This window comes from uncultured Psychrobacter sp., assembly GCF_947495825.1.
In the GTDB taxonomy this organism is placed as follows: domain Bacteria; phylum Pseudomonadota; class Gammaproteobacteria; order Pseudomonadales; family Moraxellaceae; genus Psychrobacter.
Genome location: NZ_CANMAH010000001.1, coordinates 371,701 through 391,379 on the forward strand (window position 1 = coordinate 371,701; position 19,679 = coordinate 391,379).

Consider the following 19,679-nt stretch of genomic DNA (forward strand, 5'->3'; position numbering starts at 1 on the left):
GAATACGCGAGACTGGTACAAATTTTTCTTGCGTGCTGTGCCTAGCCGCTCGATGCTGCAAAAAATATGTACTAGTCTCGCTGTGTTTATTTTATAAAACCTTGACCGTAATAGTAGTCATAAAAGTAGCCATAACAAAAATAGGAATAATAATGGAAAACCAATATGTACCCCCAAAAGTCTGGACGCATGACGCAGAGAGTGGCGGTAAATGGGCCAGTGTGAATCGCCCCGTTTCAGGCGCTACCCATGAAAAAGCATTACCAGTAGGCAAACATGCTTTTCAGCTGTACTCAATGGGCACGCCCAATGGTCAAAAAGTCACCATCATGCTAGAAGAGCTGCTGGCACTGGGCAAAAACGCAGAATATGACGCTCATATGATTAATATTGGTGAAGGCGATCAGTTTTCATCAGGCTTTGTCGATATTAATCCTAACTCTAAAATCCCCGCCCTCGTCGACTACTCTGGTACTGAGCCTGAAGCGGTATTTGAATCTGCTTCTATTTTGCTTTATCTTGCAGAAAAGTTTGGGGCCTTGTTACCTGAAAAAGGCAGCAAACGCACCCAAGTGTTTAATTGGCTGTTTTGGCTACATGGTTCCGCGCCCTACTTAGGCGGCGGTTTTGGGCATTTTTACGCTTATGCACCCGAAAAGTTTGAATATGCCATCAACCGCTTTACGATGGAGACTAAGCGCCAGTTAGATGTACTCGATAAGCAATTGGCTAAAAATGAATTTATCGCGGGTGACGAGTATAGTATCGCTGACATTGCCACGTGGCCTTGGTATGGCAATTTAGTAATAGGCAATCAGTATGAGGCCAAGGACTTTTTGCAAGTCGATGATTACACCCATGTGCAGCGCTGGGCTAATGCCATCTTAGCGCGACCAGCCGTACAACGTGGCCGTATCGTTAATCGCACTCACGGCGAACAATGGGAGCAATTAGAAAATCGTCATAGTGCAGCAGATATCGATAAAGTGTTATTATTGAAGCCTAAATGACTGTTAAGGTGAGTACGATGAGTGCACAAGCAAAGTTTAATCGTGACGAGGTCATCGAAAAAGCCAAAAATCTCTACTGGGAAAAAGGCTATCACGCTACCTCTATGAGAAACTTGCAAGATGTGGTGGATATGCGTCCTGGGAGTATTTATGCCGCTTTTGGTAATAAAGACAATCTGTTTAAAGAGGCTTTAAACCGTTATGCCCAGCAAGGGGCTGCCAATCTTGCCAACAGTATCGCTCAAGAAAAAACCGTGCTGGATGGTTTAAAGCGTTTTATTCGTAGTGTGACCATTTGTAGTAAAGGTACTGCTTATAGTAAAGACGCTGCGCCAAGCGGCATGTGCATGGTGGTCAAAACCATTGGTGAGCTGACGCAAAATGACAGTCCAGAACTGCTAAGCTATGCCACTAGCATCTTAGAACGGGTGGAAGCCTCTTTTGTGAAGGCCTTTGAACAAGCCATCGATAATGGTGAGATTAGCTCTGATAAAGACCCCGCTGAACTGGCGCGCTACTTCCAGATTCAGCTCATAGGCTTAAGAACTTACGCGCAAGTGAGTCACGATACTGCTGCGGTTGATCAGTACATTGATGGTATCTTTGAGACACTGTTATAAGAATGCCTGTTTTATAAAAGTGCCTGTTTTTTATAAACTAGCTTTTTTTCACCTATGTACTTTTTTGCCTATGTATTTGTACCTAGCAGCCGCATACAACGCTGAATCACTGGCGCATCGACCATCTCGCCATCTACTTTAAACACCGCTTGTCCACTGCGCTCATATTCTTCTACCACACGCCTAGCGAACTCAATTTCAGCAGCTGTCGGTTTAAGCGCGTTTTGTACCACAGCCACTTGCTTGGGATGAATACACAGCATGCCTGACATACCCATTTGTGACCACAGCTGCACGCGCGCGCCTAATCCTTTGGCGTCATTAAAATCGGGATACACTGTATCAATGGGCGGCGACAGCTGATGGATCTTGGAGGTAAGAATAAGCTGATAGCGAATCTGATTGGCGACAATATCTGCCGCAGGCGTCCCCACTTGGGCACCCAAATCATTGCATAAATCTAGAAAGCCATAGCTAAAGGCGCTCAGTCCTGCCGCTTTTGCTATCGCATCGACCTGATACAGACCGATAGCATCTTCTATGAGTGCAATGACAGGCAGTCCGGTTAAATGATGAATGTATTCGATATCTGTGGCCTGTTCAGCTTTGGGTAGTATGATACCAGCGAGATTGGGCATCTTCTCGCATGCTGTTATATCTTTGGCAAACTCATCGCTGCTCGCTTGATTAATTCGTACCCAAACTGGTTGATAGTCTGCACTATCATAATATTCTTGTAATGCGTTGCGCGCTTGCGCTTTATCCTCTAAAGCCACCGCATCTTCTAAATCTACAATCACGGCATCTGCACCGCTAGCAAAGGCTTTGCTTACTCTATCTATTCGAGTCGCTGGGACGAATAACCACGTTTTATTATTCGCTACATTAGCCATATGAGTGAAATTTTTATTGTTAGGTGCTTGCATGTTATTGTCCATTTTTTTAAATATAATTGTCTTATAAATGATGAAAATAGAAGAAAAAAGCCAAACAACGTAAATGCTGTTTGGCTTTAACCATAATGGTAATATCGATACTAAGCAATAACTTTGCTGATTTATATGACTTGTAAGGATGCTTAGCAATTTATCTAATAATTTTTAGACATTGTCCTGCATGATACAGCGTCAATCCTACTTCAGTAAATCCAGATTTAAGTCCTACAAAGGAGATTTTTGCTTCTTCTAAGCTTTTAAATGGTAGTGGAATACTGTCTCTATTGCCAGTCAGTATATAGTCTGCAAAGCATTTACCCATCATGGTTCCAGTAGTAATACCGCGCCCGTTATAAGCTGTCGCTGTCAATAAGCCTTCATCGGGCTCCATGACTCGAAAGATATGATCTTGGGTAAAGCCAAAACTACCACACCATTCATATTGCCATTTAAATGCTGGCAAATCTGGATAATAGCTCTTTTGCACAGCAGCAGCCCATGATTGATAAAAGGATTTTGGTTTAAGCTGGGTGCCACCGACCGTTCCTAATAACAAGCGATCGTCCTTGTCACGGCGAAAGCTAGATAACGCTAAGCGCGTATCCCAAGCACCTGTCTTATAAGGCAAAATACGATCTGCAGCCTCTCCGCTGAGCGGTTCAGACGCAATCTGATAGTAATAAACCAGATAAAACGTCTTGGTAATTTCTGTCCATTCGCCTTCGGTATAAGCATTAGTCGCAATAATGACGCGCTCAGACTTCACGCGAGCTTTAGCAGTCCTTGCGTACCAATGGCCATCTACTTTCTCTAGTGCTTCAACGGCTGAATGCTCAAAGATAGTCACGCCAAGATCCGTTGCGACCTTTGCAAGCCCTCTGACATAAGCCAGCGGGTTGATAGTACCAGCCCGATGATCTAATAGTGCTTTATTGATACTTTTGGTGCCGCAGTATTCATGACATTTGCTGCCAGTCAATACCTCAACATTCGCCCCGCGACGGCTTAGTTGCTCATATCTAATATCGACATCGACCTCACCTTTAGCGTTGTGTGCCATATGAATATTACCGGCTTGCGTGGCCTGCGCATCGATATTATAACGCTTGATCAGATCAAACACTAAGCTTGGCGCTTGTCCTAGCGCTTCTGTTAGACGCTCACCTGCTTCTTCGCCTAGCGCAATATTTAAGTCATCAGGGCGCGCCCAAGTCCCTGCATTGACTAGCCCTACGCTTTTTCCTGAACCGCCACTACCGATTGTTTTACTTTCTAACAAGATAACTTTGACACCTTTTTCGGCTAAATGAATCGCAGCCGATAACCCTGTATAACCGCCTCCAATGATACAAATGGTCGCTTGGGTATCGCTACTCAACTGGCGGTAGGTGTCAATATTGGGCGCAGTCATGTTCCATAAACATTGCTCTTGCAACATCTCATACTCCCTTTGTATCAGACCTCATTGGTTGAGGCTGAAGTAGTCGTGTCAAGCTTTTCTACAGTTGGCTCTTCACGCGGTATAAACTTATCAAGGAACGCCCATAACAAGCCAAATAAAGGTGACAACCAACATGCAAACGCAAAAGGCGCATAAGTCAGTGTCGCAATACCAAGTGTGGCGGCAACAAAGCTACCACCCATGTTCCAAGGGATAAGCGGTGACAATAACGTACCACTGTCTTCGATAGAGCGCGTTAGCGTCGTGCGCTTGTAGCCCATCTCTTTATACTTCTCCTTTAATAAACGTCCTGGTAATACTAAAGTGGTATAAACGTCACCGATAAGTGTCCCTACGCTCAAAACACTACCATAAGTAGTAAAAATCAAACCTAAGCGCGTTTTTACAAAATGATTGATTTTTGCCATGATGGCTTTGAGTGTGCCGTAATGCTCAAGTGAGCCGACAAAAGCGAGTGCAAAAATGGTCAAGGTAATGACCCATGTCATCGACATCACCCCGCCTTTTGATAAAAGCTGATCAACAACATCAAAGCCTGTCTCACTGACATAGCCATTCTGTAAAACGTTAAAGATCTCACTAACGCCAACGCCTTGCAGAAAAAACGCAATAAGCGATGCTACGACAACGCCACCTAACACCGTCGGTATCGCTGGCATTTTCATAACAGCCGCGATAACAACCACAAGGGCAGGCAATAAGGTAATAATGCTTAAGTTGTAGTTGTCAGCTAAACTGGCTTGTAAGGCTTGAATAGAGGACAAGTCGATACTGTCATCACCATAACCCATGCCAATCCATGCATAGATGGCTAAAGCGGTAACCATCGCTGGGACGGTCGTTGGCAGCATACCTCTAATATGATCCCAAAGCTCAACGCCTGCCGCAGCAGGAGTTAGGTTAGTGGTATCTGACAAAGGTGACATTTTGTCGCCAAAAAAAGCACCAGAGACGATAGCCCCACCTGTAAAATGCGCTGGTATACCAAGCCCCATGCCGATACCCATCATCGCGAGACCAACCGTACCGACTGTGCCCCATGACGTACCGGTAGCAACAGAGATAATGGCGCAAATAATACAAACTGAAAATAAAAACGAGGAAGGAGAAAAAATACTAAAACCGTAATAAAGAATGGTCGGAACAGTCCCTGCTATGATCCATGAGCCAATGAGCATACCGACACCCATGAGAATAATCATCGCCGGTAAGCCTATCTTAATAACTTTTAAAAACCGCTCTTCCATACCCTGCCAATCACGGCCACGCATCTTCATAAAAAGACCGGTGATCAAAATGCCGCAAGCCAGCGGTATGTGCGGGGTAAAGTCTTTAAATACGAAAAACTGCACCATAAGAATCATGGCAGTCAATACTAGAGGAGCAATATCAAGTAAAAAGCTAGAAGACGGGCCATAGCCGTCGTTCGCAGGGTCATGCGGTTTGTCATCAATCATGATAGATCTACCTTCCTTAGTAGTCGTCAATAAGTGTTGCAACCAATCCTTGATTGCTTATTATTCTTAGTCTGCCAAGCCCACGTAGAGTGCGCTTGGCAGTTTCTAACCAGTGATTTGTACTCAGTGATCTGTGCTTAGTAATTTGTTCTCAGTAGATTTATACAGAAAACGAGCAGTTACCGTACAAGCTTAAATACTGAGTGCCCAAACAGCTTGGTATTAACCAAAGCTAATACCTTGAGCAAGTGGTAACTCTGTTGAATAGTTGATAGTGTTGGTTTGACGACGCATATAGGCTTTCCATGCATCAGATCCTGACTCACGTCCACCGCCAGTTTCTTTTTCGCCGCCAAACGCACCGCCAATCTCTGCGCCGCTAGTACCGATATTGACGTTAGCGATGCCACAATCACTGCCGCGATCGCTAAGGAAAGTTTCAGCCTCACGTAAGTCATTGGTAAAGATACATGACGAGAGCCCTTGCGGAACATCGTTTTGCATCTCAATGGCATCATCAAAGTCTTTATAGGTCATGACATATAAAATAGGCGCAAAGGTCTCACTTCTGGCCACGTCGTTTTGCTCATCGAACTCGACAATAGCTGGCGTGACATAATAAGCATCAGGGTATTTATCTGCTAATACACGCTCGCCACCTGTCACTGTGCCGCCCGCTTTCCGAGCTTTCTCAAGCGCGGCTTGCATGTTGTTAAAGCTGTCTTCGTCAATCAGTGGGCCGACCAAATTGCCTTCTAGTGGATGACCAATACTGACAGTCTCATAAGCTGATTTTATACGTGGTAAAATATCGTCCTTGATAGACTCATGCACAAAGAGGCGGCGTAATGTCGTGCAACGCTGACCCGCTGTACCAACTGCTGAGAATATAATGCCGCGTAGGGCAAGATCTAAGTCAGCCGTTGGCGCCAAGATCATGGCGTTGTTACCACCAAGCTCAAGTAAGCATTTACCAAAGCGATCTGCAACTTTTGGCCCGACAGCTCTGCCCATACGCGTACTACCAGTTGCGCTCACCAAAGCCACGTCTTTGTTTTCTACTAAGGCATTACCGACATCTGTCTTACCCAGTAATACTTGTGATAGATGCTCTGGTGCATCACCAAACTTTGCCAAGGCTTTTTCGAACATCGCCTGACAGGCCAACGCTACTAGCGGCGCTTTTTCTGATGGTTTCCAAATCACAGGGTTACCACAGACGATGGCCAGCGCGGTATTCCAAGACCAAACAGCGACTGGAAAGTTAAACGCAGAGATGACACCGATAACACCAAGCGGATGCCACGTCTCACGCATGTGGTGACCTGGGCGCTCTGAGGCAATGGTCAAGCCATAGAGCTGACGCGAAACGCCGACAGCGAAGTCACAAATATCGATCATCTCTTGTACTTCACCTAGGCCCTCTTCTTTGATCTTGCCGGCCTCATATGACACCAGCATACCCAAGTCTTCTTTATGCTCACGCAGCACTTCGCCCAGCAGACGAATCAACTCACCACGCTTGGGTGCAGGCACAGTACGCCATTCCTTAAACGCTTTTTTGGCGTTTTGGATTTTATTATCAACTTCATCAACGCTATCTAGGGTTATCTTGCCAATAACCGTACCGTCTATAGGCGTATTGACTTCAAAATCGCCATATTGATATTGTTCTTTTTTGACACCCATGGCAGACATGTATTGCTCAATCATATTCAATCCCTTGTATATTCATTTATAACGTCCTTAATAGACCTTTAAGCTACCGTGCAACACGTTAACTTGCAAAATAATAAATTTCTTATGGTCATTCCATTTTGGAATGGTGAATAAACAAAATAGCTATATGTATTTTTACACTCAACAGCTTTTTATACATAACAGCTTTTATACATAGTCACTTTTTTGTACACAACTGCTTAAAGCATTTATGCATTCTTTTAAGCTTTGAGCCTGTATCTCTTTATATAGCGCAAGCTCATCATAGATACTAGCACCAAGTGCTTGCTCAAACTCATGCTGATTTGAATTGCCATCATAATTGCTCTGCTTATCTTGTTGAAGATTAGATTGAAAAATACCAGCAGCACTAACAGGTAAAAAGTCTTCATAGACGATAGGTTCAATCCGGATAGCGCCTTTCTCAATCAAAGCGTTTATGGCTTGTTTTGCAGCACCATCTTGTACATCAACGGCTTCTTCTAAACTAAGCATAGCACTGTTTATATCTGCCTCACCATCGGCTGGTTGATAATAAAAGTAAGCGAGATCTTCATTATGCATTGTATGATAATCATCAGGGAACGCGTCGAACGCCTTCTCTAAGATTTGATAATACTGTGAGGCATTGTCTGCGTTTGGAGTTGCGCCTAATTGTTTGCGTGCTTGGCTAAGCAGTTGGTCATATAGCGCTCTACCCTTCGGCGTTAATGCCACGCCGCGTTGCTCAATCTCACCAAAGCGTGCGGTATGATGACCTTCTTCATACTCACCATTTGGTTTTTTAAAACGAACAGCTTCCTGTAATGCCTTAAAGCTTGTCTGTCTTAATAAAATCGGACATTCTCGTTTTGGTGGCCCCTCAATAATAGCCTTTGGCGGGATGCCCCTTGCCTGCATGCCTTGCTGTACGGTATCTATATCCAGCGTTCTAGGGGTCAAATGATTGATATGCGGGCCTTTAAAGCCAACCACATCAGCGATGAGGCCATGCTGCTCTAACAAGCGCTGATATAGCTCTTTTGAGACGGGCGTTTTATCATGCCAGCCAAAGGTCTCCAAAGCCTCTTTTATAAACTGCTCACTTTCCTCAGCCGTCAAACCGCCCTGCGCTTCAAAGCGCTCAATCAGGCTGACGACAGTATCGGTAAAGATATTGCGGTTGGCCAATGCGCTTGACGCTTCCTGTTTTAGTACTTCATCAGCAATCAAATCTAGGCGCAATAAAGAGGTAAATACACGAAACGGACTTTGATTTAATGCTTGCGCATCAATGGCTCGAAAAGCCGTAGAGTGCACGGGCACGCCAGCGGGTGCTAAATCATAATAGCCGACAGGATGCATACCCATTACGGCAAAGAGACGACGCATCATGCTAAGCTCATCCGCTGTCCCCAATCTAATCGCCCCATGGCGCTCCATACTGAGCCTATCAATCTCTCCGGTGTGCGCCAATTGCTCCTTAATATCAGGATGTAGACTTAACACCTCAGCATTCACCTCAGCGACCAAATCGAGCAAGTCACCGTATAGTGGGACTTCGGCTTGGTACATGGCTGACATCGCCTTAGAGAACTTGTGGCGAATAGCATCGCTATTTATAAATGTATGATTCACAGATAGACATCCTTGTTAAAATATCAGAAATTCTATTGACTGACGCTTATAACTGATTTGAGCAAAACCTTGCCTGCTCAGCAAACGAATAATAGTTATGCGCTCATTCCTTTTTGTCATTGCCGATAGAATGTTGATTTGATGCATGACTTGGCAAAGAAAAAGTTACTCCTCTTTGCTAAGACATATAAGTTTAAAAATTGATTTTCAGTTTAGCGATGTGCTTTAGGATATGCTTTAGATAAAAAGCAAGTTTTGAATAAAAAAGGGTCTTTGGGTAGAGTCCGACATAGACTTGCCGATGAAGATAAATATAAAACCGTTTTAGCGGTCAAAATACAAAATCTAGTGCCTCCTCATATTGATTAGAGGTTTCAAGATACGCTGAGACCCATTCTAAAATGACTTTTACCTTGTGAGATCGTCCCAAAGATAAAGGATAAGTTATATAGTAAGCCCCTCGCCCTTTTGACGCATAATTCCATGCTGTCACCAGTGCCCCAGACTGTAGCTCAGGGGCGACCAAGCGCAGTGGTACGAGTGCGATACCATAGCCAAGCAAGGCTGCAGCGATACACGCATGGAAAGTATCAAAACGTGGACCTACAAACGTCCCATCAATACTGATGCCTTGTTGCTTAAAATACTCATACCAAGCACTTGGACGTGAGCTCAACTGTAGCAGTGTGCAATTATCTACATTGCTCGTGCAGGGGTTTTTATCCCGTAAATATTCAGGCTGGCAGACCGCCACACAATACTCATCAAACAGCTTAATCGCCTCCATTCCGCCCCAAATGCCATCACCATATAAAAAAGCAATATCGACATTTTGATCCTCAGAAAAAAATGGCCCAGCTTGCTCTTTTATATCTAGATTAATCAACGGATGCTCTTGGCTGAACCCTTTTAGCGCTGGTAACAGCCAGCGTGAACAAAAAGTCGGGTGTGAGGCAATCTTAAGCACTTCTGTATTGTCACTATGTGACATCAAACTGGTGGTCGCCACCTCGATATGTTTGAGAATCTCCAGCACTTCAAGATAATAAGTCTTGCCAGCTAGCGTCAGTGAAATCCGGTGCGGCGTCCGATAAAAGAGTGAAATGTTCAACATCTCCTCTAACTGCGCAACTTGCTTACTGATGGCGCTTTGCGTCATATGCATCTCTTGCGCGGCATGGGTAAAACTCAAATGGCGTGCAGCCGTCTCAAAACACTGCAGAGCAGTGGTCGATGGGTATCTTCTAAACGCCAAGGGCTTATTGGTTTCGGTCTTCATCATTTATATTTTTTATCTCGTATAAAGCTTAGGGCATGAGGCATATGGGACATACACAAATAGACACTGTTAATTGCAACTAGCATATCTAACCTGGCAAACCATAGTCTTATCAGTATAAATAGTCTTATCAGTATAAAAAAGATACAAAGAGACGGGGTTAGATTTTACAAAGCCTCTAATAAAAACACTGGTTTAACAATTACTAGAATTATATCTCAAATTAAAGTACTGGACAGCAGGTACGAATGTTAAACCAAGCAATCTTTTATCTTTGATGGTCTAATCGAAGCGATTATTTCAAAAGCATTTTATCAGTCATAAAACAACTATAGAACAACGCCAAAAAGCCGATAACAGAATAGCTATCGGCTTTGTGAAGTGTGTGACAATAAAGTGAATGACAATTAAATCAGCTGTTAACTCATTTGAGCGTTACTTTTAATGCGGTGCATCAGGCTGATTCATAGGATCTGCATCAAAAAATGCCTGGAGCGTACGGCAATGCTCATCAATAGCCATAATATTTGGATAAGGTGTCAAATCTACCTTAAAACGACGCGCTGAATAGACTTGCGGGATTAGATAGCAATCTGCAAACGTTGGACTGTTACCGTAACAGAATTTGCCGCGCGACTTATCCTTTGCTAATAACGTCTCTAGTGCAGCAAAGCCTTCCTCTATCCAGCGTTGACACCATGCCAACACTTCATCTTCATCGACTGACAACTCGTTACGTAAATATTGCAAAATACGGCGGTTATTGATCGGATGAATATCACAGCCAATCATCGCGCTCAGTGCTCGTACTTGCATACGGCCAGCAGCGTCTTTGGGCAATAATGGATTGTGCGGATAAACCTCCTCTAACCACTCTAAGATAGCTGGGCTTTGATAAAGCAGTAAGTCGTCCGTCTGTAAGGCAGGGACTAAACCTTGGGGATTGATGGCCTTAAATACTGGCTCAGACTGCTCATCCTTTGCCAAATTAATAGAGATAGCATCATAATCTAAACCTTTTAGATTTAATGCAATACGTGTACGGTGTGAAGTGCCACTACGAAAGTAGCCATAAAGTGTCATCATAGTTATTCTCCTGATATGTTATAAGTGCTGAGTTGTAAATGCTCATTTATCAATGCCTATGTATAGATATTAAAGAGAGTTTTTCTATATATACCAAACGCTCATTATTACCTATATAATTAGCCATGGTAATAAACCTGTCAAATCTAACCATCAAATCGTTTTTTTATTCAACTGAGTCATCAATGTCATCAATAGAAACAACAGCAAATAAGAATCAAGGCGGTATACAGTCACTTGAGATTGGTCTCTCTGTCCTAGATGTGCTTATAGATTACCACGAACCTATGATGCTAAAAGACATTGCTGAAGCGATGCAAATGCACCCTGCAAAAGTACATCGTTATTTGGTTAGTCTCATTCGTAAAGACTATGCACGTAAGCTGAGCGATGGACGCTACGGACTCGGCACACGAGTCAACGCACTGGGTCACACCAACTTCGATCAAAACAATATTTTGCAGCGCCTAACCCATGCGGCGACTGAAATTAAAGATACCATCAATTGCGGTGTGCAAATCGCTAAGTGGTTTAGTGAAGGCCCTATTGTGATTCACTCATTTGAGCCGGACAGTCCAATCAGTATCATTACTCGTATAGGCTCACGTATGCCACTGACGTCTTCTGCGACAGGTAGACTGTTTGCCAGCTATCAGCCTGAGACTGTCATCAAACCTTTAGTGCTTACAGAGTGGCAAGGAGATATCGATATCTTGTCATCAGCGCCTACCCCTACTACCAAACCCAAAAGCTCTGAACTCTCTGCTAAATGGAAAGCGTTTACTGAACTGCAAACCGATATCCGTACGCAAGGTTATGCAACGGTTGCTGGAGATATGCTAATGGGGATTAATGCCATTAGCATACCCGTCATTTTACCGCAGCCTAAAGATATTAACGATATTGACCCATCTGCTAACGATGTGCTATTAGAATACGCGCTCACTATTATCGGTACTGCTGAACAACTTCCATTAGATAATCAGCAAGTCAAGGATAGAATATTAGCAATAGCTAAGCGTTATCAAATTATTTAGATTACCTATTCCCCTACAGGCACCTGCTCTTTGGCTTCCTTTAACTCTTCAGCATGCAAAAACTGCGTATGAGCTGGTGCACGTTTAGTACGTGCCCATTCATCAAGCATTTCTTGCTTCATCTCTTCAGTAATCATCGAGATTTTTGCTTCTGAGGCAGAGTCATCATAGGTCAACTCTAAGCGATGACCATTGGGATCAAAGAAATAAATAGAGTGAAAAATACCGTGATCGGTCACACCGACAATATCGATGCCAGCAGACTCTAATTGCTCTTTGGCAGCCATAAGCTCGTCACGGTCTTTAACTTTAAGTGCTAAGTGCTGCACCCAACTTGGGGTATTAGGGTCAAACCCCATCTCAGGCTGATTGGGCACTTCAAAAAATGCCAATACATTGCCGTTACCTGCATCTAAAAAGACATGCATGTAAGGATCAAAGGCTTTGGTAGAAGGCACATGGTCTTCAGCAAACGCCAAAACGAAGTCCATGTTTAAGTGTTTTTTGTACCACTCTACGGTTTCTTTAGCGTCTTTGCAGCGATAGGCTACGTGATGGATTTTCTCTATTTTAAAGCTCATATCAATATCCTTTTGATAATGCGTAAAACATAAGCTTGATGCTCTAATAAAGCTTTGGCATACAACCTAAGTCAAGTAGCTGTCTGAATTAACGATGACTGTATCAACAATGTCCGTATTAAAGACAGAAAAATTAATAACATTCATATTAATAACGGCAACTGACTGTTTTACGCTTATTCTATATAAAAGTTATGCGTCAAAATCAAAGTTTAAAGCTGGTAGCACCTTTCCGCGTACTTCGCCAAACCCAACACGAATGCCGTCTTTTTCGCTATAACCTTTCATAATGACGGTATCGCCATCTTCGATAAAGGTGCGTGTGCTCCCGCCCTTAAGCTCAACGGGTTTGGTCGCGTTCCAAGCAATCTCAAGCATTGAGCCATAAGAATCTGGCGTTGGTCCTGAGATAGTACCTGAGCCCATCATATCGCCAACTTCGACTTTACAGCCTGTAATGGTGTGATGCGTCAATTGCTGAGCCATCGACCAATACATGTATTTAAAGTTGGTTTCAGAAATGACGGTAGCGCTGTCCGCATTTTCTGGTTGCAGCTCTACTGACAGATTAATATCAAAGCTGTTATCGGATCCTGCCTCTTGTAGATAAGCCAATGGCTTAGGATCTTGCGTTGGGATTGAGGTTTTGAATGGCTCTAGAGCATCTAAGGTGACAATCCAAGGAGATACCTCTGAAGCAAAAGTTTTAGCGTTAAAAGGCCCTAAAGGTACGTATTCCCATTTTTGAATATCACGAGCTGACCAGTCGTTAAGCAGCACCATACCAAAAATATGATCCCATGCGTTTTTAATAGAGATTGGCTCTCCAATTTTGTTAGGTTGACCTACGATAAAGGCGGTTTCAAGCTCAAAATCAAGGCGCTTACAAGGCGCAAAAATAGGACGCTCATCTGGATTGGGTTTGAGCTGACCTGATGGACGAATGATATCTGTAGCACCTGTCACAAAGACCGTACTGGCGCGGCCGTTGTAGCCGACTGGCATCTCTTTCCAATTGGGCAATAAGGCATTATTGGGGTCACGGAATAACGTACCGACGTTAGTAGCATGCTCTTTTGATGAATAAAAGTCAGTGTAGCCAGGCACATGAACAGGTAGATGCATCGTGACATCGGCTTGCTTAAATAACGCTTTGTCTTGTAAATCTTGGTTATCGCGTAGCGTGTCTGTGTCAGCAGATAGCAGAGTCTGAATGGTGCTACGCGCGCTAGTCCAATTATCCCGACCAGAATCAATAAAAGCGTTCAATGTCGGCTGGTCAAAATAGCTACCGCCTTCTAACTTGAGCAGACCTTCGGTCTCAAGTATCGCTAAGTCTAAAACATGCTCGCCAATCGCGACACCAGCACGGCGTTTGCCATCAGCAGTGTCACTAAAGATGCCATAAGGCAAATTGTGAATAGAAAAATCAGAGTCGCTTGCGATATCAAGAAATGAAGAGAGGTTTTTGTCAATCGTTGACATGGGTTGCTCCTTGCTAGGCAATTGGTTTTATAAATTTAGTTGTATAAATCATACGAAATTACGCATAGATTAATATCTTACATATAATGTAATTTATATTGATCTGTATTGCAAGTAATTCCTTAGCACTTTAGTAAGATATAGCAGCTAATTACTAAGATGCATTTTCTATTTTACGACTTAACTACCGATTTGTTCTGTAAACAAATGAAGTTATTCATTTATAATGCGCGAGCACGATGATGCATGATAAGCATCCTTACCTAATTTATCGTTCATCATCTAATACCATGGCGCGCCAACAAGCAGCTAACGCAAAATAAGTGTTTTTATTAAAATAACAGTCATAACGATAGTGTGGTTTGACAGTCAGACGTTAAGAGAGGATAGCCATACATGGATCTGGTAAGTATTTTTATTTATGACACGACTTGGGCGTTCGCTGCCGAAATCGCCATACGCGTGATAGTCATGTTTAGCATGATTATTGTATTTTTACGTTTTACTGGTAAACGCGGTGTACGGCAGCTGTCTATTTTTGAGTTGACCATTATTTTGTCATTGGGTTCTATCGCCGGTGATCCAATGTTCACCGAGGATTTACCGATTATTCAAGCGGTACTTATCATGAGTATCGTAATTCTCATGTATCGGCTCTGTACTTGGGTAATGATGAAATATCAGCCTTTTGAAGATCTTTTGGAAGGAAAGTCGATTTATATCGTAGAAGATGGCGCTTTGGTACTTGATAAGATTAAAAGAGGAAAAATGTCACATGATGAGTTTTTCGCTGAGATGCGCCAGCAAGGGGTTGAACACTTAGGTCAGGTACGTGTCGGCTTATTGGAAACTGATGGCTCATTTAGTTTATTGCTATTTCCGCCCGATAAAACACGTTATGGCTTACCACTTTTTCCTAAGCAATATCAAGCAGCTGACGAGATAGATCCAAAGCATTGCTATGCTTGTATGCACTGCGGTTATGTCGATTATATTACTAAACCAGATCAGCAGTGCGTACGCTGCGAATGTAAAAGTTGGGCAAAGGCCTTGGATAGTAAGATTGTAAGATAGCCTAAAATCACTCTTTAATTGACTGAAAACGAGTAAAGCCGTCGCCAAAAATAGCGACGGCTTTACTTTAGACAATCTTTATCAACACGTAGAAACGTGACTAAAACCTAAATGAACTATCGGGCGGAGACTTTGGTCCCATCTTTATGACTAATCGTCAGCCCTGTAAAGCCAAATATCAATGTCAATAGTAGCGACAGATAACAGAAAAACGCATAAGGCAGATAATCTAGAACAGGCACGCCTAGTGCTTGGCTGATAAATACGCCGCACACACTCCAAGGTACGAGTGGATTGATTACCGTTCCTGCATCTTCAATGGTGCGAGATAAGTTTTTTGGATGTAAGTTTAAGCGCTCAAATATCGGACGAAACGCGGTGCCGGATAGTAGGATACTTAGATACTGCTCACCGATAAGGACGTTGATACTGAGTGCTGACATGGCAGCGGCAAATATTGCGCGTCCCGAGCTGGTCAAAGTGTCCTTGATACCTGATAGCAGCGCTGGCAGGATACCTAAAGCGCTCAGCAATCCACCAAGACTAAGAGCCAATATCACAATCATTTGAGTAAAGAACATGCTTTGTACGCCGCCGCGTGAGAGCATGCCGCCCACTTCTCCAAGATCTAATGTTTCAGCGGGCGCATAACCGGCAAAGAAGTATCCGCCCAATTGTCCAAGGCTTGGTGAACTGTGCAAATAGGTGACAATCAATGCTGCAATAATGGTACAAATAATGGTATAAATGGCGTTAACCCGAAACAACGCTAACCCAACAAGTACCACAAACGGTAATACTGCATAACCATGCACCAAACCACTGTCGATCAGCTGTCCTTGTAACACCGTTACCTGACTTAAATCCCCGCTGACCGTCTGTCCTGAAAAGAACCAAAAAAGTATGACCGTCAGTATCCACGCAGGTACCGTGGTATACATCATATTGCGAATATGCTCAAATAAATCGATCCCCACCACTGATGAGGCGATGGTACAAGTATCAGATAATGGCGACATCTTATCACCGAAGAACGCCCCTGATACCACAGCGCCAGCAGCGATAGCGACATTGGCATCAAACGCATTACTCATTCCAATAAATGCCACGCCCAAGGTCGCCGCAGTGGTCAAGCTACTGCCCAAGGCAATGCCGATAATTGAAGTAAGCACAAAGGCTGATATGTAATAAAACTCTGGCGAGATAAGCTCAAAGCCAAAGTACATCAGTGTCGGTATGGCGCCAGACATCATAAGTGCAGCGACCATCAAACCAATGAAGAAAAACAGATAAATCGCACCAATACCGCGCATTACTCCAGAGGCCATTTGTCCTTGCATGTCATCGAAGCTTAGACCTTTGAATAGGCCAATAGCCAATAACACGCAAATAGCGAGTATTAACGATAGATGAGGCACCCAGCCAAAGCCTATCATGGTAATACCCATAATGGCGATGACAGTGATGGCAATAATAAATGCTAGCTTGGGTGAAAACTGGGTGAGTATTTGTGGCGGCATCACACATCCTTAGATGACCAGTTGAGTTTGGTTTCGGGTTGGCTTTGAGTATGGCAAGTTTACTGAGTCGCTTTGATTATTGCTACCCTCATTACTTACTGTATAGGCTATCTGTCTTTGCTGCCATGATAAAATCATTGCGGTGCAGACCTTTGATACTGTGCGACCACCAAGTAACCGTCGCTTTACCCCACTCTACCAATATGCCAGGATGATGCCCTTCGGCTTCCGCGATATCTGCCAGCTGATTGGCAAACGCCATCGCAGTGACAAAGTTTTTGAATTTATATTGGCGTTGTAACTGATTGATCCCATTGTCTTCAATGAGTGACCAATCAGGAAGTTGTTGTAATAGCTCGCGCGCCTCACTCTCATCGACTGTCGGTGCACCGACACGGCAGGCTTCGCAGCTGGCTTGAGATAATGTTGTCATAGTAAATTCCTTTTATTTTAACTATTGAGTTTTTGTTAAATGTACGTCCATGTTGACGCTAATGTTTATTACTTATTTAAACAGGTAATTTTAAATAGATAATATTGCACTGCTTTTGGTTAAGCTATTACTTGCTTTAATGATCAATTGATTAAGCAATTAGCTGGTTTCGACTTGATATGTTGGCTCAAACATTCCAAGCGACATCGCTTGCTTGACCACGCCCATAATATCGCTATTCACGATGTCAAACAGCGTATCCAAGTCATCAATGACATAATAGATAGGCTGAATATGATCAATACGATAAGGGGTACGTAACACATCTAGTAAATCAAAAGCTCGGTATTCAGGTTGATGATTTGATTGATTGTGAGTCTCATCGCTGAGTGCATACATAGTTTCAGAAGGTGAGCTTAAGATACCGCCACCATAAATTCGGCGAGTATCCTGCGTTTGTCCGACCAAGCCAAACTCAATAGTAAACCAATAAAGGCGTGCTAAAAATAGCCTTTCTTCTTTACTAGCATTAAGCCCAAGCTTGCCATAAGTTTCATTAAAAGTAGCAAATGCAGGATGAGTCAGTAGCGGACAGTGCCCGACAATCTCGTGAAAGATATCCGGCTCTTCAATGTAGTCCATATCATCAAAACGGCGGATAAAGGTCGCAACGGGGAAAGATTTGTTGGCTAAGAGTTTGAAGAACTTACCAAAGCTAATTAAAGCTGGTACGGCGGCTGTTTGCCAACCTGTGGCCGCTTGCAACACTTCATCAATATCATGTAATTGTGGAATACGATCTGACGGTAGATTGAGCTTTTTAAGTCCATCTAAATATGCTGTGCAAGCACGATTGGGTATTTGCTCGGCTTGACGCTCAAGGAGCGCTTGCCACATTGCATGCTCATCATCACTATAGTGAATATGACCATGAGCATCAGGTTGATGCGAGAGATAAGGTTGTTTGTTTTGGCTTTCCATGCCAGCATTCCTTTTGCTATTCGTCCGTTTTATTTAGACCAGTACTTTGGTAACACAGTGTCTTTGCTAATACAGTATTTTTGCTAGTACGGTGTTTTAGTAATATAGCGTTAATGGTGGCAAGACAAATTCCTTTTTGTCCTGCCATGTTTGCTTAATGGTTAAATTTACTCTGTCTCTGTCTCAGACTGTCCAATAGCGCCGCGGCGCACTTGATCGCGCTCTATTGATTCAAACAGCGCTTTAAAGTTACCTTCGCCAAAGCCTTCATCGTAATCGCCTTTACGTTGGATAAACTCAAAGAACACTGGGCTACCTAATATAGTTTCAGAGAAAATCTGTAATAGTAGACGCGGTTTGCCGCCTTCAGTAGTACCATCTAATAAGATGCCACGCGTTTGCAATTCAGAGACGTTTTCGCCATGATTTGGTAAACGCTCGCTTAGCATTTCATAATAAGTAGCCCTTGGCGCGGTCATAAGCGGTATGCCCGCCGCTTTTAGTTTATCAATACTAGCAAATAAGTCATCACTGGCTAAGGCAATATGCTGAATACCTTCGCCATTAAACTGCATCAAATACTCTTCGATTTGTCCGCCGCCCTGCTTAGACTCTTCATTTAATGGAATACGGATTTTGCCATCGGGCGCGGTCATGGCTTTACTGGTCAGCCCTGTGTATTCGCCCTTAATATCAAAATAGCGAATTTCACGGAAGTTAAAGATGCGCTCATAAAAGTTTGCCCAATAAGCCATGCGACCACGGTAGACGTTATGAGTCAGGTGGTCGATGACTTTAAAGCCGTGTCCAACAGGGTGTCTATCAACATCTGGGAAGAACTCAAAGTCGACGTCGTAGATAGACTCACCATCTTTAAAACGGTCAATCAGATAAATCAATGAGCCGCCGATACCTTTGATGGCAGGAAGTCTTAGCTCCATAAATCCTGTCGGTACCTCTACTGGCTGGGCGCCATTTTCAATCGCAAGCTCATAAGCTTTTGCAGAATCTTTAACACGAAAGCCCATGCTACAGGCTCCTGCTCCATGCTCTTCAACGAAGTAGCTGGCCGGGCTTCTTGGCTCACGGTTCAAGATGAGATTGATGTCACCTTGACGGTATAAAGAGACATCTTTGGATCGGTGATTGGCAACATGGGTAAAACCAAGTTGCTCAAAAAGTGCTTCTACCGCTTCAGGTTGTGGCGAGGCGAATTCGACAAAATCAAACCCTTGCAATCCTACTGGGTTTTCAAATAAATCTGCCATTGTAATCATCCTTAACGTTAATCGGTGGTATAAAATTCACATAAAAAGTTGTATATATCAATGCAATATATTGACGATATACTCATCTTAGAGTAGCTTTATTTATAAGACTAAT

At 43.3% G+C, this 19,679-nt stretch carries 17 protein-coding genes; 4 read left to right on the top strand and 13 right to left on the bottom strand.

Annotated features, from left to right (window positions below; genetic code table 11):
- Positions 1 to 149: 149 nt before the first annotated feature.
- Entirely contained in the window at positions 150 to 1,010 is an 861-nt protein-coding gene (gene yghU, locus Q0895_RS01515) for a glutathione-dependent disulfide-bond oxidoreductase (RefSeq protein ID WP_299185338.1), read from the top strand.
- Positions 1,011 to 1,027: 17 nt separating this feature from the next.
- Positions 1,028 to 1,630 carry a TetR/AcrR family transcriptional regulator gene (locus Q0895_RS01520; RefSeq protein WP_299184984.1) on the top strand — a complete coding sequence of 201 codons (603 nt, stop codon included), beginning with the start codon at positions 1,028 to 1,030 and terminating at the stop codon, positions 1,628 to 1,630.
- A 68-nt stretch (positions 1,631 to 1,698) separates the two neighbouring features.
- Here Q0895_RS01520 and Q0895_RS01525 read toward each other — a convergent pair whose 3' ends face one another.
- The 7 genes from Q0895_RS01525 to maiA form a co-directional block, all read right to left on the bottom strand.
- Positions 1,699 to 2,556, bottom strand: coding sequence for a CoA ester lyase (locus tag Q0895_RS01525; protein ID WP_299184985.1), 858 nt, complete (start codon positions 2,554 to 2,556; stop codon positions 1,699 to 1,701).
- A 160-nt stretch (positions 2,557 to 2,716) separates the two neighbouring features.
- Positions 2,717 to 4,003, bottom strand: coding sequence for an FAD-binding oxidoreductase (locus Q0895_RS01530; protein ID WP_299184987.1), 1,287 nt, complete (start codon positions 4,001 to 4,003; stop codon positions 2,717 to 2,719).
- Between the two features lie 17 nt (positions 4,004 to 4,020).
- The gene (gene nhaC, locus Q0895_RS01535) at positions 4,021 to 5,484 is read right to left on the bottom strand and encodes a Na+/H+ antiporter NhaC (RefSeq protein WP_299184989.1); all 1,464 of its coding nucleotides are present in this window, start codon (positions 5,482 to 5,484) and stop codon (positions 4,021 to 4,023) included.
- Between the two features lie 222 nt (positions 5,485 to 5,706).
- The gene (locus Q0895_RS01540; protein ID WP_299184990.1) at positions 5,707 to 7,197 is read right to left on the bottom strand and encodes an aldehyde dehydrogenase family protein; all 1,491 of its coding nucleotides are present in this window, start codon (positions 7,195 to 7,197) and stop codon (positions 5,707 to 5,709) included.
- Positions 7,198 to 7,371: 174 nt separating this feature from the next.
- On the bottom strand, positions 7,372 to 8,820 hold the full coding sequence (locus tag Q0895_RS01545; protein WP_299184992.1) for a VOC family protein: 1,449 nt from the start codon (positions 8,818 to 8,820) through the stop codon (positions 7,372 to 7,374).
- A gap of 331 nt (positions 8,821 to 9,151) precedes the next feature.
- The gene (locus Q0895_RS01550) at positions 9,152 to 10,102 is read right to left on the bottom strand and encodes a LysR substrate-binding domain-containing protein (RefSeq protein ID WP_299184994.1); all 951 of its coding nucleotides are present in this window, start codon (positions 10,100 to 10,102) and stop codon (positions 9,152 to 9,154) included.
- Positions 10,103 to 10,540: 438 nt separating this feature from the next.
- Positions 10,541 to 11,182, bottom strand: a complete 642-nt coding sequence (gene maiA, locus Q0895_RS01555) for a maleylacetoacetate isomerase (RefSeq protein WP_299185339.1) — start codon at positions 11,180 to 11,182, stop codon at positions 10,541 to 10,543.
- A gap of 188 nt (positions 11,183 to 11,370) precedes the next feature.
- On the opposite strand from maiA, the gene Q0895_RS01560 reads away from it, so the two are divergent.
- The gene (locus Q0895_RS01560) at positions 11,371 to 12,222 is read left to right on the top strand and encodes an IclR family transcriptional regulator (RefSeq protein ID WP_299184995.1); all 852 of its coding nucleotides are present in this window, start codon (positions 11,371 to 11,373) and stop codon (positions 12,220 to 12,222) included.
- Positions 12,223 to 12,227: 5 nt separating this feature from the next.
- On the opposite strand, the gene Q0895_RS01565 is transcribed toward Q0895_RS01560, so the two are convergent.
- Both Q0895_RS01565 and fahA read right to left on the bottom strand, forming a co-directional pair.
- A complete protein-coding gene (locus Q0895_RS01565) occupies positions 12,228 to 12,803 on the bottom strand; it encodes a VOC family protein (RefSeq protein ID WP_299184996.1) in 576 nt (191 codons plus the stop codon).
- Positions 12,804 to 12,995: 192 nt separating this feature from the next.
- A complete protein-coding gene (gene fahA, locus Q0895_RS01570) occupies positions 12,996 to 14,288 on the bottom strand; it encodes a fumarylacetoacetase (RefSeq protein WP_299184998.1) in 1,293 nt (430 codons plus the stop codon).
- A gap of 396 nt (positions 14,289 to 14,684) precedes the next feature.
- Here fahA and Q0895_RS01575 point away from each other — a divergent pair, with 396 nt between their 5' ends.
- Positions 14,685 to 15,362 (top strand): YetF domain-containing protein, encoded by a 678-nt coding sequence (locus tag Q0895_RS01575; protein ID WP_299184999.1) that lies wholly within the window; start codon positions 14,685 to 14,687, stop codon positions 15,360 to 15,362.
- 116 nt (positions 15,363 to 15,478) lie between these two features.
- On the opposite strand, the gene Q0895_RS01580 is transcribed toward Q0895_RS01575, so the two are convergent.
- The 4 genes from Q0895_RS01580 to hppD form a co-directional block, all read right to left on the bottom strand.
- Complete coding sequence (locus tag Q0895_RS01580; protein ID WP_299185000.1) at positions 15,479 to 16,882, bottom strand: Na+/H+ antiporter NhaC family protein; 1,404 nt, start codon at positions 16,880 to 16,882, stop codon at positions 15,479 to 15,481.
- Between the two features lie 91 nt (positions 16,883 to 16,973).
- Positions 16,974 to 17,315 carry a 4a-hydroxytetrahydrobiopterin dehydratase gene (locus Q0895_RS01585; protein ID WP_299185002.1) on the bottom strand — a complete coding sequence of 114 codons (342 nt, stop codon included), beginning with the start codon at positions 17,313 to 17,315 and terminating at the stop codon, positions 16,974 to 16,976.
- Between the two features lie 159 nt (positions 17,316 to 17,474).
- Entirely contained in the window at positions 17,475 to 18,296 is an 822-nt protein-coding gene (phhA, locus tag Q0895_RS01590) for a phenylalanine 4-monooxygenase (RefSeq protein WP_299185004.1), read from the bottom strand.
- A 167-nt stretch (positions 18,297 to 18,463) separates the two neighbouring features.
- Positions 18,464 to 19,564: a 4-hydroxyphenylpyruvate dioxygenase gene (gene hppD, locus Q0895_RS01595; RefSeq protein WP_299185006.1), complete on the bottom strand. Its 1,101-nt coding sequence runs from the start codon at positions 19,562 to 19,564 to the stop codon at positions 18,464 to 18,466.
- Positions 19,565 to 19,679 lie beyond the last annotated feature (115 nt).